Source organism: Aeromonas sobria (assembly GCF_006243315.1).
Lineage (GTDB): Bacteria > Pseudomonadota > Gammaproteobacteria > Enterobacterales > Aeromonadaceae > Aeromonas > Aeromonas sobria_A.
In genome coordinates this window covers 29,582-42,863 of the sequence record NZ_NKWE01000078.1, presented here as the reverse complement: position 1 = coordinate 42,863, position 13,282 = coordinate 29,582, and the positions used below count along the sequence as shown (strand labels likewise).

12 protein-coding genes are annotated in these 13,282 nt (G+C 60.8%); 9 read left to right on the top strand and 3 right to left on the bottom strand.

The features are described 5' to 3' along the window. Nucleotides 1-117 precede the first annotated feature (117 nt). Nucleotides 118-627: a hypothetical protein gene (locus CF137_RS20945; protein ID WP_139721430.1), complete on the bottom strand. Its 510-nt coding sequence runs from the start codon at nucleotides 625-627 to the stop codon at nucleotides 118-120. 42 nt (nucleotides 628-669) lie between these two features. Then, a complete protein-coding gene (locus CF137_RS20940) occupies nucleotides 670-2,061 on the bottom strand; it encodes an aminotransferase-like domain-containing protein (RefSeq protein WP_139721427.1) in 1,392 nt (463 codons plus the stop codon). 116 nt (nucleotides 2,062-2,177) lie between these two features. Between CF137_RS20940 and CF137_RS20935 the strand changes: the two genes are divergently transcribed. The 8 genes from CF137_RS20935 to CF137_RS20900 all read left to right on the top strand — a co-directional run bounded on the left by CF137_RS20935 (nucleotide 2,178) and on the right by CF137_RS20900 (nucleotide 10,275). Then, nucleotides 2,178-2,774: a LysE family translocator gene (locus CF137_RS20935; protein WP_139721425.1), complete on the top strand. Its 597-nt coding sequence runs from the start codon at nucleotides 2,178-2,180 to the stop codon at nucleotides 2,772-2,774. Between the two features lie 125 nt (nucleotides 2,775-2,899). Then, on the top strand, nucleotides 2,900-3,490 hold the full coding sequence (locus CF137_RS20930) for a LysE family translocator (RefSeq protein WP_101348108.1): 591 nt from the start codon (nucleotides 2,900-2,902) through the stop codon (nucleotides 3,488-3,490). A 128-nt stretch (nucleotides 3,491-3,618) separates the two neighbouring features. Further along, complete coding sequence (locus CF137_RS20925) at nucleotides 3,619-4,317, top strand: aspartate/glutamate racemase family protein (RefSeq protein WP_101348109.1); 699 nt, start codon at nucleotides 3,619-3,621, stop codon at nucleotides 4,315-4,317. A gap of 129 nt (nucleotides 4,318-4,446) precedes the next feature. Then, a complete protein-coding gene (locus CF137_RS20920; protein WP_101325752.1) occupies nucleotides 4,447-5,553 on the top strand; it encodes a 1-acyl-sn-glycerol-3-phosphate acyltransferase in 1,107 nt (368 codons plus the stop codon). Nucleotides 5,554-5,866: 313 nt separating this feature from the next. Next, nucleotides 5,867-6,337, top strand: a complete 471-nt coding sequence (locus CF137_RS20915) for a NanQ anomerase/TabA/YiaL family protein (RefSeq protein ID WP_139721423.1) — start codon at nucleotides 5,867-5,869, stop codon at nucleotides 6,335-6,337. 241 nt (nucleotides 6,338-6,578) lie between these two features. Further along, complete coding sequence (locus CF137_RS20910; protein ID WP_139721421.1) at nucleotides 6,579-7,778, top strand: acetate kinase; 1,200 nt, start codon at nucleotides 6,579-6,581, stop codon at nucleotides 7,776-7,778. A 141-nt stretch (nucleotides 7,779-7,919) separates the two neighbouring features. Next, nucleotides 7,920-9,161 carry a mechanosensitive ion channel family protein gene (locus CF137_RS20905; protein WP_101325749.1) on the top strand — a complete coding sequence of 414 codons (1,242 nt, stop codon included), beginning with the start codon at nucleotides 7,920-7,922 and terminating at the stop codon, nucleotides 9,159-9,161. A gap of 187 nt (nucleotides 9,162-9,348) precedes the next feature. Further along, on the top strand, nucleotides 9,349-10,275 hold the full coding sequence (locus CF137_RS20900) for a L,D-transpeptidase family protein (RefSeq protein ID WP_101319518.1): 927 nt from the start codon (nucleotides 9,349-9,351) through the stop codon (nucleotides 10,273-10,275). 68 nt (nucleotides 10,276-10,343) lie between these two features. Here CF137_RS20900 and CF137_RS20895 read toward each other — a convergent pair whose 3' ends face one another. Next, nucleotides 10,344-11,237, bottom strand: coding sequence for a VirK/YbjX family protein (locus CF137_RS20895; protein WP_139721419.1), 894 nt, complete (start codon nucleotides 11,235-11,237; stop codon nucleotides 10,344-10,346). A 325-nt stretch (nucleotides 11,238-11,562) separates the two neighbouring features. Here CF137_RS20895 and putP point away from each other — a divergent pair, with 325 nt between their 5' ends. Further along, nucleotides 11,563-13,080, top strand: a complete 1,518-nt coding sequence (gene putP, locus CF137_RS20890) for a sodium/proline symporter PutP (RefSeq protein WP_101319514.1) — start codon at nucleotides 11,563-11,565, stop codon at nucleotides 13,078-13,080. Nucleotides 13,081-13,282: the final 202 nt, after the last annotated feature.

The following is a 13,282-nucleotide window of genomic DNA, read 5'->3' as shown; positions in this document are numbered from 1 at the left end:
TCCTGTGAGCAAACCATTAAGTTGATTATGGTAGACCCAATGGGAACATAGTCCCAGTACTTGATGAGTGAAAAGTTAACAGTAGCTGGCAGGGGGGGGAGGGGGCACTATAAGCTGCTATTTCAATCGGTTATTGCCATCTGTCATGGCTGCCATCTGTGATTGCGGCAGGCGGGCCTGCGCCGCAAAGAGGCAGTCGGCCTGGCGGATCAACCGCGAGCCCTGGCCATGTTCCCCCTGCCAGCTTAATTCCAGCTTGCCGAGGCGACCGAGGTGGCGCAGCTCGAACTCGTAGCGTTGGCAGAGGTTGCTCTGTGGCAGGGTCGCCATGCCCGCTGGCAGCAGGTAGCGATAGCTGAGCAGCGGCCCATCTTCCAGCTTGCTGGCTACCGGCACCAGCCCCTCGGGGGTGGGTTGCGGTGTGCTGAGTGCCCGGCGCAGGCTCAGGGGGGCATCGATCGCCTTTTGATAGTGCAGGCCGTTCATCGCCGCCAACTCCTCTTCCAGCCGTTGCAACTCCCCCTCCAGCCCATTGAGCGCGGCCCCCAGCTGCTGGTGGGTCGATGATGAGGCACAGCCGCCCAGCAGCAGGGTGGCAAGCAGCAGGACGGCTCTGATGGGGGGCATGGCATCTCCTTGGCGAATGAGGGGCAATTCGGGTGGCCCTGACTATAGCAGGGGGTTGCTGGGGGGCGTCCCCTGCAGCAGTTGCGCCAGACGGGCCAGCCCTTCGCCGACCCGGGCATCGGTGGCAGGTTGGCTCAGGCTCAGGCGCACCCCTTGCGGGGCGGCGAACTGGCCGGCGGCGAAGTGTTCTCCGCTAGCCACCCCGACGTCAAGGGCATCGGCGGCGGCGACAAACTGCTGGCTGCGCCAGGGCTCCGGCAGCGGCAGCCAGGCATGCATGCTGCCCGGCTGCCAACGGGCGGCTGGCAGCAAGTGGCGCAGCAGTTCGCCACGGCGTTTCAGTATCTCTCTCTGTTGTTGGATCAGCGGCATGATCTGGCGCTGACTCACCATCTTGCAGGCCAGCTCAACCAGCAACGGGCTTACCATCCAGCTCGACAGCCGCATGGTCTGGGCGAAGGCGCTGCGCAGGGCGGGGGGCGTCAGCACGAAGCCAACCCGCAGGCCGCCGCAGGCGATCTTGGCCAGACTGCCCAGATAGATGACCCGCTCCGGTGCCAGATTGACCAGCGGCTCTGGGTGTGGCTCCGGCAGCAGGCCGTTGACGTCATCCTCGATGATCAGCAGATCGTGGCGACGGGCGATGGCGACGATGGCCTCTCGCCGCGCCAGACTCATGATGGCGGTGGTGGGGTTTTGCAGGGTCGGGGTGAGGTAGAGCAGCTTGGCCCGGCGGGTGCGGCAGGCAGCCTCCAGTGCATCGGGCAGTAATCCTTCCTCGTCCATCGCCAGACCCACCACCTGATTCTTCAGCTGGCGGGCGTTGCCCAGCATGCCGGGGTAGCTTAATCCTTCGCACAGAATGGTCTCCCCCACGCAACCAGTGGCCAGCAGAGCCAGCATGATGCCGTGTTGGGCGCCGTGGCTGAATAGCAGGCGCTCCTCGCAGCTGGTCACCCCCTGATCTGCCAGCCAGTCGACGAACTGCTGGCGCTGATCCGGCCGTCCCGCCTCCTGGTCGTAGCCGAGCAGGGCGTTGAGATCCCCGTCCGCCACTTCACCCAACAGGGGGCGAATGATGGCCGCTCGATCCAGCTGCACCGGCAGGTTCTGCCACAACTCGATGCGATGCCCCTCCTCTTTGCGGATCACCCACTCATTGGCGGGATCGGTACCGGCGCCCTTAACCCCGTTTCCTTTAACCCAAGTGCCGTGGCCCACTCTGGCCGCCAGCAAGCCGCGTCGCTCCGCTTCGCCATAGGCGCGGGTGATGGTGCCGACCGTGACGCCCAACCGATCCGCCAGGGATCTGTGGGTGGGCAGGCGGGTCTGGGCGGGCAGCTCGCCGCTCGCGATCCCCTGTTCGATCGCCTTGACCAGCTTGAGGTAGAGGGGGCCATCGAAGGCCGCCAGGTCCGGGGTCCAGATTGTCATGGTGACAATAAATCCATTGATCCAACGTTGCTGCCAATATAGCGTGGATTTCATCCCAATCACAACCAAGTAGCACACATTGTATCGATACAATGTGGCGAGGAAGGAGTCACAATATGACGATGGAGTGGTATGTCACCCTGTTCGGTTTTGCCCTGCTCACCTGCGGTACGCCGGGGCCCAACAACCTGATGCTGACCGCCTCCGGTGCCAACTTCGGGGTGCGGCGCACCCTGCCGCATCTGCTCGGGGTGGGGGTGGGTCAGCCAGTGTTGCAGCTGGTACTGGCCTTGGGGCTCTATCCCCTGTTCGAGCGCTGGCCCTTGCTGCGGCTCGGTTTGCAGATCTTCGGCAGCCTCTACTTGCTGTTGCTGGCCTGGCGCATCGCGGTGGCCGGTGCACCGGGAGATCCGGCCCGGCGCGCTCGTCCGCTGACCATGCTGGAAGGACTCGGTTTTCAGTTTCTCAATCCCAAGGCGTGGATGATGGGGATCTCCGCCATCAGTCTGTTCAGCCTCTCCGGTGCCAGTTACTGGCCGAGCCAGCTGGCGGTGATGACCATGTTTGTGCTGGTGGCGCTGCCGGTCTGTTTTGTCTGGGTGCTGTTCGGCCATCAGCTGAGCAACTGGATCAGCTCGGATCGTGGCTGGCGGCGGCTCAATGGCTCCCTTGGCCTGCTGACGGCGCTCTGTGTGGTGATGCTCTGGTATTGAACCGCGCTGCGTTGATGGACGAGGTGGCCAAGAAAGAGCCATTTCTGACTTGTCGCCACGGGGTTGGCTCTGCATATTAGAAGGCTTTCCCCATAACGGGCGCTTTGCATCAACAAGAGGTTGAGATGGATCTGAACTGGTTACTGCCCCTGGCGGGGTTTGCCTTGGTTACCTGCGGCACACCGGGGCCCAACAACATGCTGCTCACCAGCGCCGGCGCGGCGCAGGGTTTTCGCCGCACAATTCCCCTGCTGGTGGGGGTGGTGGGGGGGATCAACTTGATGATCCTCGCCACCGCGCTGGGGCTCGGGGTGGTGTTTGAGAAAGTGCCGCTGCTGCACGATGGCCTCAAGCTTATCGGCTCGGCGTATCTGCTCTGGCTGGCGTGGAAGGTGGCGACCGCCAGCGGCCCGGCCGAGGGCAACCGACCGCTGATCCCCGCCCATCAGGGTGCCATGCTGCAACTGCTCAACCCCAAGGCGTGGATGATGGCGCTCTCCGCCATCAGCGGTTTCACCCTGGCGGGAGAGGCCTACTGGCCCTCTGCGCTCTGGGTGCTGCTGATCTTCTTTATTACCGGCCTCTACACCGGGGCTTTCTGGGTGCTTTTTGGTGCCCAGGTGCGGCAAATCATTCGCACCGCCCGAGGTTGGCGACGTTTCAATCTTGGCATGGGGCTGGCGACGGCCGCCTGTGTCGGGATGATCTGGCTTTAGCCCGGGGCTGACTCGGGCCGTTACCGGCTGTCTTGTTGGCCCTGCGGGGCCTTTTTTTATCTCGCCCGCGTTGCCTTGCCTGCAAGGTGGCGTGGCTCTACCCATCCCTTGGGATGAAAGGAGTTGATATGAAATGTATCGGTCTGCTGGGTGGCATGAGTTGGGAGTCCACCGTCAGTTACTATCAGGCGCTCAACCGCGGGGTGCGGGCACAGCTGGGCGGCTTGCACTCGGCGCGAGTGCTGCTCAACAGTGTCGACTTTGCCGAGATAGAGCGGTTGCAGCATGCCGGTGACTGGCCCGCCACCGCTCGCCTGTTGGCGGCGGAGGCGCGCAAGTTGCAGGCTGGCGGCGCCGATTTCTTGCTGATCGGCACCAACACCATGCACAAGGTCGCCCCCGAGATTGAGGCGGCCATCGATATTCCGCTGCTCCATATCGCCGATGCGACCGCTGCCAAATTGCGGGCCGACGGGGTAACGCGAGTCGGCTTGCTCGGCACCCGCTTCACCATGGAGCAGGATTTCTACAAGGGGCGCTTGCAGGAGTGCTTCGGGTTGGCGGTGCTGGTGCCCGATGAAGCAGGGCGGGAGCGGGTGCACCGGATCATCTATGATGAGCTCTGCCTTGGCGAGATCCGCGAGTCATCCCGCGCCGAGTATCTGGCCATTATCGAGGGGCTGGCGGCCGCAGGTGCCGAGGCGGTGATCCTCGGCTGTACCGAGATTGCCCTGCTGGTGGGCGATGCCAGAGCAGCGGTGCCGCTCTACGACACCACCGCCATTCATGCCGAGGCAGCCGTAGCACTGGCGTTGAGCCTTGATTAATTAACTGATCAGATCGCACTATTGTTGCTTGCCGCATACCCCTTGCCATAAAAGCGTGTAAAATCGCGCCCTGAATTCTCCCGGCCAACGCAGGTTGGCCGCGACTCCCTAGCATGCAAGGCTGACATTGTGACTGACGTAGATAGATTCGCGGATATTCGCCCTTACCGCGATGAAGAAGTACCGGCCGCCATCGAACGACTGATCCAGGATGATGAGTTTATCGGGGCCATTGCCAGATATCGTTTCGGTTCTCTGATGAGCTGGTTGGGTTGGGCCATTCGCCCGCTGATCCGCCTGTTCCTGCGCCGCAAGTGGTCCAAGGTCACTACTGTGCGTCAGGTGCAGCTCGGCGTGACCCGTTATATGTCGCGGATGATTGCCACCTCCACCAAGGGGATCACCTTCTCCGGGATCGAGCATCTGAAAAAAGAGCAGGGCTACCTGTTTGTCTCCAACCACAGAGACATCGCCATGGATCCGGCGTTCGTCAACTGGGGGCTGCATAGCCATGGTTTCGATACCGTGCGCATCGCCATCGGTGACAACCTGCTGCGCAAGCCCTGCGCCACCGAGCTGATGAAGCTCAACAAGAGTTTTATCGTCAAGCGATCTGCCAAAGGGCCGCGCGAGATGATGAAGATGCTCGGGGAACTGTCGGCCTATATCGGCAACTCGGTGCACGAGGGTCACTCCATCTGGATCGCCCAGAAAGAGGGGCGCGCCAAGAATGGCGATGACAAGACAGATCCGGCCATCCTCAAGATGTTCTACGTTGACGGCAAGAAGCAGAAGATCGACTTCGTTGATTACATGCGCAGCCTCAACATAGTGCCGGTCAGCATCAGCTATGAGCTGGATCCGACCGACAAGGCCAAGGCCCGCGAGCTCTATGAAAAGTCGGTCAACGGCTGCTATGAGAAGGGCGAGTTTGAGGATATCGAGAGCATAGTCGCCGGTATCGTCGGCATGAAGGGGCGGGTACACGTCTCCTTTGGTGCCCCCATCAGCGATGGGTTTAGCGATCCGGACGAGCTGGCCGCGCTGATCGACAAGGCAATCTGGAGCAGCTACCGCCTCTTCCCGAGCAACTATCTGGCAGCCGATGTCTCTGGCAAGGCCAACACTATCGAGCAGGCAGCCTTCCTGACCCGTCAGTCGGAAGTGCCCCAAGAGCACAAAGATATCTGGCGTGCCATGTATGCCAAACCGGTGGAAAACGCCAATAAGGTTTGAATGACACCGCTTCTTATGCGGTTGTGCGAAAAAAACGGGCGCTGATGCGCCCGTTTTTGCGTCTGGTCAAAGTCGACAGTGAAAGGGTGGTGAATAATATGGTTTCAGCTGGTACGATCACCGTGAAAATGGGACTATGCCTCTTGGCAGTTACCTGATGAGTGTGTAACAGTGCTTGAGCGCTGAACATCAGCACAAGATTTAAACCCCTTTGCACGGATTGCAGAGGGCATTATTGAGGGACCTGTCACAGGTCCTTTTTCATTGGCTGGCAAAGATGCCACGCAGATATACCTAACAGGAAACAGACGCCATGATCACCGGTAGCCTGAACACCTTGCAGCGTACGCCGCTGCCCGCCCCGCTGGCCCGTATCATGGCCGAGGTGGTGAAGAGCGTGGCTCACTGGGGTGACGCACCGCTCGGCAAGACCGAGATCGATGGCCTGAAGCTGTTCTGTCTGGTGAGCGATGATCTGACCGAGCCAGCGGCAGATCGCCGTGGTGAATTCCATCAGCACTATCTCGATATCCAGCTGCTGCTGCGCGGTGAAGAGTGGATTGGTGTGGGCCCCCACGATTACGTGAGCGACGGCGCCGACCATCCCCATCCCGATCTCTGGTTTGTCGATGACGAGCAGACCAGCTATCTGGCGCTGCAGCCCGGTGATTTCGCCATCTTCTGGCCAGGGGAGCTGCATCGTCCGCTCTGCACCTTCAATCAGCCCGCCCGCGTCAAGAAGCTGGTGGTCAAGGTGCATAAAGATCTGCTGATCACCGGTTGATCGCTATTCTTGGGTGTCAGACACCCGACCACGACAGGGTCGCTTGAGATCAGCGCTGGCCTGTCGCGAATTGAAACGAGCGCTATGCACTCTTGATGCGTTACGACTCTTTCAACAGCAAGAATTTAAAAATTGGGCGCACACCCTCCTGCGACCATAAGCCCCCGGCAGGGGAATCCCATCCTCTTTTGGATGACACGACACTGTCGGCATAAAGCCGAAGCACAGGAAGATGTAGAACATGAGCAAGTTGGTATTGATCCTTAACTGCGGTAGCTCTTCCCTGAAATTTGCCGTAATGGACGCCGAAACAGGTGAGGACATGCTGTCCGGCCTGGCCGAATGCTTCAATCTGGATGATGCACGTATCAAATGGAAACTCCACGGGGTCAAGGGCGAAGCCATGCTGGGAGCGGGTGCCGCTCACCAGGCCGCCCTCGACCATATCGTGGGTCACATCCTGCCGCAGGATCCGACTCTTACCGAGCAACTGGTGGCCATCGGTCACCGCATCGTGCACGGTGGCGAGCAGTTCTCCCGCTCCGTACGTATTGATGACGGCGTGATCGCCGGTATCGAAGCGGCCATTCCGTTCGCCCCGCTGCACAACCCGGCCCACCTCATCGGCATCCGTGCCGCCCTGACGGTGTTCCCGCAGTTGGCCGAGAAGAACGTGGCCGTCTTCGACACCGCCTTCCACCAGACCCTGCCGCAAGAGGCTTACCTCTATGCGTTGCCGCACAAGCTTTATCGTGAACACGGCATTCGTCGTTACGGCGCCCACGGCACTTCCCACCGCTATATCGCGGAAGAAGTGGCCAAGGAGCTGGGCAAGCCGTTGCATGAACTGAACATCATTAACTGCCACCTGGGCAACGGTGCCTCTGTTTGCGCCATCAAGAACGGCGAGTCTGTTGACACCTCCATGGGTCTGACTCCGCTGGAAGGGCTGGCGATGGGTACCCGCAGTGGCGATATCGATCCTGCTGTGGTGTTCTTCATGCACGACCAGCTCGGTTACAGCGTGGACGAGATTAACCATGTCCTGACCCGCGAATCCGGTCTGTTGGGTCTGACTGAAGCGAGCAGCGATTGCCGCTATGTCACCAGCAACTACGCCACCGATGCCGGTGCCAAGCGTGCGCTGGATGTGTTCACCTACCGTGTTGCCAAGTATGTCGGTGCCTATGCGGCCGCCATGGATGGTCGTCTGGATGCCCTGGTGTTCACCGGTGGTATCGGTGAGAACGCCGCCATGGTGCGCGAGATGGTGCTGGCTCGTCTGGCCCTGTTCGGTTTCAAGGTGGACCAAGAGGCCAACAACGCCGCGGTACTGGGTGGCGAAGGTCGCATTACCACCGCCGACAGCCGTTGCGCCCTGGTGATCCCGACCAACGAAGAGCTGGTCATCGCTCGTGATGCCCTGAGCCTGGTCTGCTAAGTCAGCCTCGCTTTGAAACAACGCCCGGCCTGTGCCGGGCGTTGTCGTTTCTGGCGTGCGCCGATTTGACATGGGGGAGGGGAGCGGTACCCTGACCCCACTGTTTTTGCAGCCAGCGGCTGCCAGGTTCGGGAGAGAGCAATGAAAGAGGCGTTTTTTAACTGGTTGTCGGGCCTCGGGGTGGAAGTGACCAACCTGATGGCGCTGGTGATCGCGCTGGGTTTTATCGTCATCACCTCGTTGCTGCTGCACATGGTGCTGCACCGGGTGTTGCTGGTGCGGCTGGTGGGGCTCCTCGGTAAGGCCAAGCAGGTGTGGCTGCCGCCCGAGCTGCAACAGCGCCTCTTCAACCGGCTCGCCTTCGTGCTACAGGGGGCCGTGCTGCTTGGTCAGGCGGAGATCTGGCTGCCGCGCAGCTCAGATAGCCTCAAGCTGATCGAGATGGTGGCCCAGTTCTGGATCCTGCTGTTCCTGCTGCTGGCCTTCTTCGCCCTGCTCGACTGTGTGTTGTCGGTGAGCCGCTATACCCGGCTTGGGCGGGATTTGCCCCTGCGCGGTATCTTCCAGGGGGCCAAGCTGGTAGGCAGCATTCTGGTGGGCATCCTGATGATCGCCCTGCTGCTCGGCAAGTCGCCGCTATTCCTGTTCAGCGGTCTGGGTGCCATGACCGCGGTGTTGATGTTGGTGTTCAAGGATCCCATTCTCGGGCTGGTGGCGGGGATCCAGCTCTCCGCCAACCGGATGCTGAGTGTCGGCAACTGGCTGCAGATGGACAAGTACGGCGCCGATGGCGAGGTGACCGACATCGGCCTCACCACCGTCAAGGTGTCGAACTGGGACAAGACCATCACCACCATTCCCACCTATGCGCTGATCTCGGATTCTTTCAAGAACTGGCAGGGGATGACCGAATCGGGCGGCCGCCGTATCAAGCGCAGCGTCAATATCGACATGACCAGCGTGCGCTTTCTGACTGCCGATGAGCAGTTGCAGCTCAAGCAGGCGCAACTGTTGGCACCCTATCTCAGCCGCAAGGAGCAAGAGCTGAGTGCCTACAACCAGCAGCTGAGCGATGCCTTGAGCTGCCCCATCAATGGCCGCCACCTCACCAACCTCGGTACCCTGCGCGCCTATCTGGATGCCTACCTGCGTGCCCACACCGGCATTCGCAAGGAGATGACCCTGATGGTGCGCCAGCTGGCGCCCACTTCCGACGGCCTGCCGCTGGAGATTTACTGCTTCACCGCGACCACTGCATGGGCCGATTACGAAGGGATCCAGGCCGATATTTTCGACCATATCTTTGCCGTCATTGAGCAATTTCATCTGCGGTTGCATCAATCTCCTACAGGTTACGACATGCGTGGCTGGCAACGGGGATAAGCAAGGAAACCGGGTGGGTCGAGGATGCGGAAAAATCCGTATATTAATCATCGACCCATCGCTACTTGTCGGTTGAAATTTGCCGTGCAGAGGAGAAAAATGGCGGCCTTCTCTTCGCGCCCCTGATCCCCCGCTGATCAGCCGTTAGCCCTGAGATGTCACTTCAAGTCACCATCATGGGAAAGTTATGAAGATCCTTCGCAATAGTGTGGCAACACTCTGCTACAGCCTGCTGCTGACCGCTGCGCCGGTTTTCGCTGTTGAATATGTTCTGCCGGCGGCCAACAGCCGTCTGGTGGGTGAAAATCTGCAATACGTGGTGACGGCTGAAGAGAACGGCCAGCCGCTGGAGGCCATTGCGGCCAAATTCCAGTTGGGGCTCACCAACATGACCGAAGCCAACCCCGATGCGGATCCGCTGCTGGTACAGGCTGGTCAGAAGCTGGTGATCCCCCAGCAGCTGATCCTGCCGGATGCCCCCCGGGAAGGGTTGGTGCTCAACGTGGCCGAAATGCGCCTCTACTACTACCCCAAGGGTAAAAAAGTGGTGGAAGTGCTGCCCATCGGCATCGGCCAGCTCGGCACCGACACCCCGGAGAACTGGGTGACCAGCGTGCAGCGCAAGAAAGCGGGCCCGACCTGGACCCCGACCGCCAAGATGCATGCCGAATATGCCGCCAATGGCAAGAGTCTGCCCGCGGTCTGGCCGGCGGGTCCGGACAATCCCATGGGGCTGTTCGCCCTCTATATCGGCAAGATGTACGCCATCCACGGCACCAATGCCAACTTCGGCATCGGCCTGCGGGTGAGCCACGGTTGCGTGCGTCTGCGTAACGACGACATCGCCTACCTGTTCCAGCAGGTACCGGTCGGCACGCGCGTTCAGTTCGTCAACCAGCCGATCAAGGCCTCTGTGGAACAGGATGGTCACCGTTATCTGGAAGTGCACCAGCCGCTTTCGCGCAGCGAGGAGGAGTTCAACTCCAAGCTGCCGGCGCCGCTGCCGATGACCCCGGCGGTGACTCGCTTCATCGCTCACGCCGACAGCGACTCCCAGCTGGTGAAGCAGGCGCTGGAGCAGCGCAATGGCATGCCGATGGCGATCAACCGCTAAGGCCGATCCCCGTCATGACAAAGGGCGAACAGCATGCTGTTCGCCCTTTTTGTTTCTGCTGGCCTGACTCAGCTTGGCAGCAGATTTGCCTGTAGCTCGCTGCCGAGCTGATCGAGCAGCTGATAGCGCCCCTTGTAGCTGGCCCGCTTGCGGGAGGGGATCTCCTCCAGCGTCTTGCGGGGCACCTCCAGCGGCAGGCTCAGCCAGAGTTCATCCAGCACGCTGCCCTGATGCTCCTGCCACAAGCCGTCGAGATCAAACTTGACCCGATCGGCGGTGCGCTTGCTGCTCTGGTAGATGTGGCTCTGGGTGCGGATCCCGAGCAGACTCTTGCACCCTAGCCCCCGGGCCAGCTCGGCGGCCATATAGACCAGCAGGGACATGGGGCGCAGCCCGCCGCAGGCCTTGGTGACCTGCTTGATCTCCTCGCCCAGCCCCTTGCCGCCTTGCAACGAGCAGATCTCGAGAGTCGGGGTCGGTGCGGGGCGCAGATTGAGGGCCATGTAATAGAGCGCCGCGTCACCCAGCTTGAGGGTCAGGCTCATCTCCCCCTCTTTGCCCATGTGGGTTTGGTAATCCAGTTGCAGGGTCAGCGGTGCTGTCAGCTTGTCGCTCTGCCACTGGGCCAGCAGCAGGCCGCGCCCGCTGTAGATCGCCAGTTGTTGCGCTTTGGGCAACTGGCGGGCCAGTTGCTGGTAGTGACCGCTTATAAGCCCGGCTCGCAGCCTCTTGCCCAGCCCCTTGTGGCGATAGGGGTGGATCGGCTTTTCCAGAATATCGGGGAAACGGCTGATCGCCTGCGCCAGCAGCGGCTGCTCCTGTTGCTGGCGATAAAGGGCGCGGGCGCCGGAATTGAGCCAGAGACGCCCCACATACTTGGCCCGTCGGATGAGGTGACCTGATTCTTCCACCGGATGAAGGCGGCGGGCGAGGGTTCGCAGGTGTGATAGATGGGATGACATGGCGCCGACCTCTGGCTGGTGTAATGAGACAGGGCAGGGAGTGTAGGAGCGTGGCGCAGGCTTGTAAAAAATGGAGAGTAACAAAATGTGAAAACATAACGCTCAATAGCCGCTGACGCGGCGATATGGCCACCACTGCCACGGCAGAAAATCTGGCGCCATCCTCTTGATGCGGCAGATGATTTGATGCGCAAAGGTTTTTATTGTGTTTTGTGTTTGTTAAAAATGGTTGAGCTGGCGCGAACGGCTGATTAAGCTAGGCCGGTTTTTTAGGGATGAGCCCGTCACCAGAGCGGGCAGAAAATGACACAAAACGGAGTTTTGCATGACAGCTAGCACACCCATGTTAATCACCTTCCTGGTGTATATCCTCGGAATGGTGCTGATCGGCTTCGTCGCCTATCGCGCCACCCGCAACTTTGATGACTACATTCTTGGCGGCCGCCGGATGGGGAGCTGGGTCACCGCCCTCTCTGCCGGTGCCTCTGACATGAGCGGTTGGCTGCTGATGGGGCTGCCCGGCGCCGTCTTCGTCAGCGGCATCTCCGAGAGCTGGATCGCCATCGGCCTCGTTATCGGCGCCTACCTCAACTGGCGCTGGGTGGCGGGCCGCCTGCGGGTACATACCGAGAAGAACCGCAACGCCCTGACCCTGCCGGACTACTTCACCTATCGCTTTGAAGATCACAGCAAGGTGCTGCGCATTCTCTCAGCGCTGGTGATCCTGCTGTTCTTCACCATCTATTGCGCCTCCGGCGTGGTGGCCGGTGCCCGTTTGTTCGAGAGCACCTTCGGCATGGATTACAACACCGCCCTCTGGGTCGGTGCCGCCGCTACCATCACCTACACCTTCTTCGGCGGCTTCCTCGCGGTGAGCTGGACCGATACGGTGCAGGCGACCCTGATGATCTTCGCCCTGATCCTGACCCCGGTGTTCGTCATCATCGCCGTCGGTGGGGTGGATAGCGCCATGATCGAAGTGGCCGCCAAGAGCGCCACCAACCTCGACATGTTCAAGAATCTGGATCTGATCGCCATTGTCTCGCTGATGGCTTGGGGCCTTGGCTACTTCGGTCAGCCCCACATTCTGGCCCGCTTCATGGCGGCAGATTCCCACCACTCCATGGCCAATGCCCGTCGCATCAGCATGACCTGGATGGTGTTCTGCCTCGCTGGCGCGGTGGCCATCGGCTTCTTCGGGCTGGCCTACTTTGCCCGCTTCCCGGAAGTGGCGGCTGGGGTGACCGGCAACCCGGAGCGGGTCTTTATCGAGCTCTCCAAGATCCTGTTCAACCCCTGGATCGCCGGTGTGCTGCTCTCCGCCATTCTGGCGGCGGTGATGAGTACCCTGAGCTGCCAGTTGCTGGTCTGCTCCAGCGCCATCACCGAGGATCTCTACAAGCCGTTCCTGCGCAAGAATGCCTCCCAGCGTGAGCTGGTGTGGGTGGGGCGGCTGATGGTGCTGCTGATCTCGGTGATTGCCATCGCCGTCGCCATGAATCCGGAGAACCGGGTACTGGGGCTGGTGAGCTACGCCTGGGCCGGTTTCGGTGCCGCCTTCGGCCCCGTGGTGCTGCTCTCGGTGCTGTGGCCGCGCATGACCCGCAACGGCGCACTGGCAGGTATGCTGGTCGGTGCCATCACCGTCATCGTCTGGAAGCAGTTCGGCTGGCTGGGGCTGTATGAAATCATCCCGGGCTTCCTGTTCGCGCTGCTGGCTATCGTGGTGGGCAGTCTGCTGAGCGAGGCCCCTTCGAAGGCGATGCTGGAGCGTTTCCGCGAGGCAGAGGAGGAGTTTAATACCCCTGCCGAGAGCGTGGGAGAGCCGGTCGCGGTGAACTGATCCCCTTTACCGCTTTCTGATTGAGAGCCCCGCCCCCGGACAAGGAGCGCCCTGGTTGGCCATCCTTGTACCGGTTTGGCGGGGCTTTGCGCTATCTGATTCACTCTTGGGCACTTTTTTCTGTTCGGCCGGTGGCTCAGGGGTGCTGGCTTTCTTTTGTCTTGCCACCGAATATGGGACACTAGGCCGCCTGAAGGAGACC

Excerpts from the sequence above, each read along its gene's own strand:
- CF137_RS20945 (WP_139721430.1), bottom strand. The coding sequence starts at position 627 with ATGCCCCCCATCAGAGCCGTCCTGCTGCTTGCCACCCTGCTGCTGGGC.
- CF137_RS20940 (WP_139721427.1), bottom strand. The coding sequence starts at position 2,061 with ATGACAATCTGGACCCCGGACCTGGCGGCCTTCGATGGCCCCCTCTAC.
- CF137_RS20935 (WP_139721425.1), top strand. The coding sequence starts at position 2,178 with ATGACGATGGAGTGGTATGTCACCCTGTTCGGTTTTGCCCTGCTCACC.
- CF137_RS20930 (WP_101348108.1), top strand. The coding sequence starts at position 2,900 with ATGGATCTGAACTGGTTACTGCCCCTGGCGGGGTTTGCCTTGGTTACC.
- CF137_RS20925 (WP_101348109.1), top strand. The coding sequence starts at position 3,619 with ATGAAATGTATCGGTCTGCTGGGTGGCATGAGTTGGGAGTCCACCGTC.
- CF137_RS20915 (WP_139721423.1), top strand. The coding sequence starts at position 5,867 with ATGATCACCGGTAGCCTGAACACCTTGCAGCGTACGCCGCTGCCCGCC.
- CF137_RS20910 (WP_139721421.1), top strand. The coding sequence starts at position 6,579 with ATGAGCAAGTTGGTATTGATCCTTAACTGCGGTAGCTCTTCCCTGAAA.
- CF137_RS20905 (WP_101325749.1), top strand. The coding sequence starts at position 7,920 with ATGAAAGAGGCGTTTTTTAACTGGTTGTCGGGCCTCGGGGTGGAAGTG.
- CF137_RS20900 (WP_101319518.1), top strand. The coding sequence starts at position 9,349 with ATGAAGATCCTTCGCAATAGTGTGGCAACACTCTGCTACAGCCTGCTG.
- CF137_RS20895 (WP_139721419.1), bottom strand. The coding sequence starts at position 11,237 with ATGTCATCCCATCTATCACACCTGCGAACCCTCGCCCGCCGCCTTCAT.
- putP (WP_101319514.1), top strand. The coding sequence starts at position 11,563 with ATGACAGCTAGCACACCCATGTTAATCACCTTCCTGGTGTATATCCTC.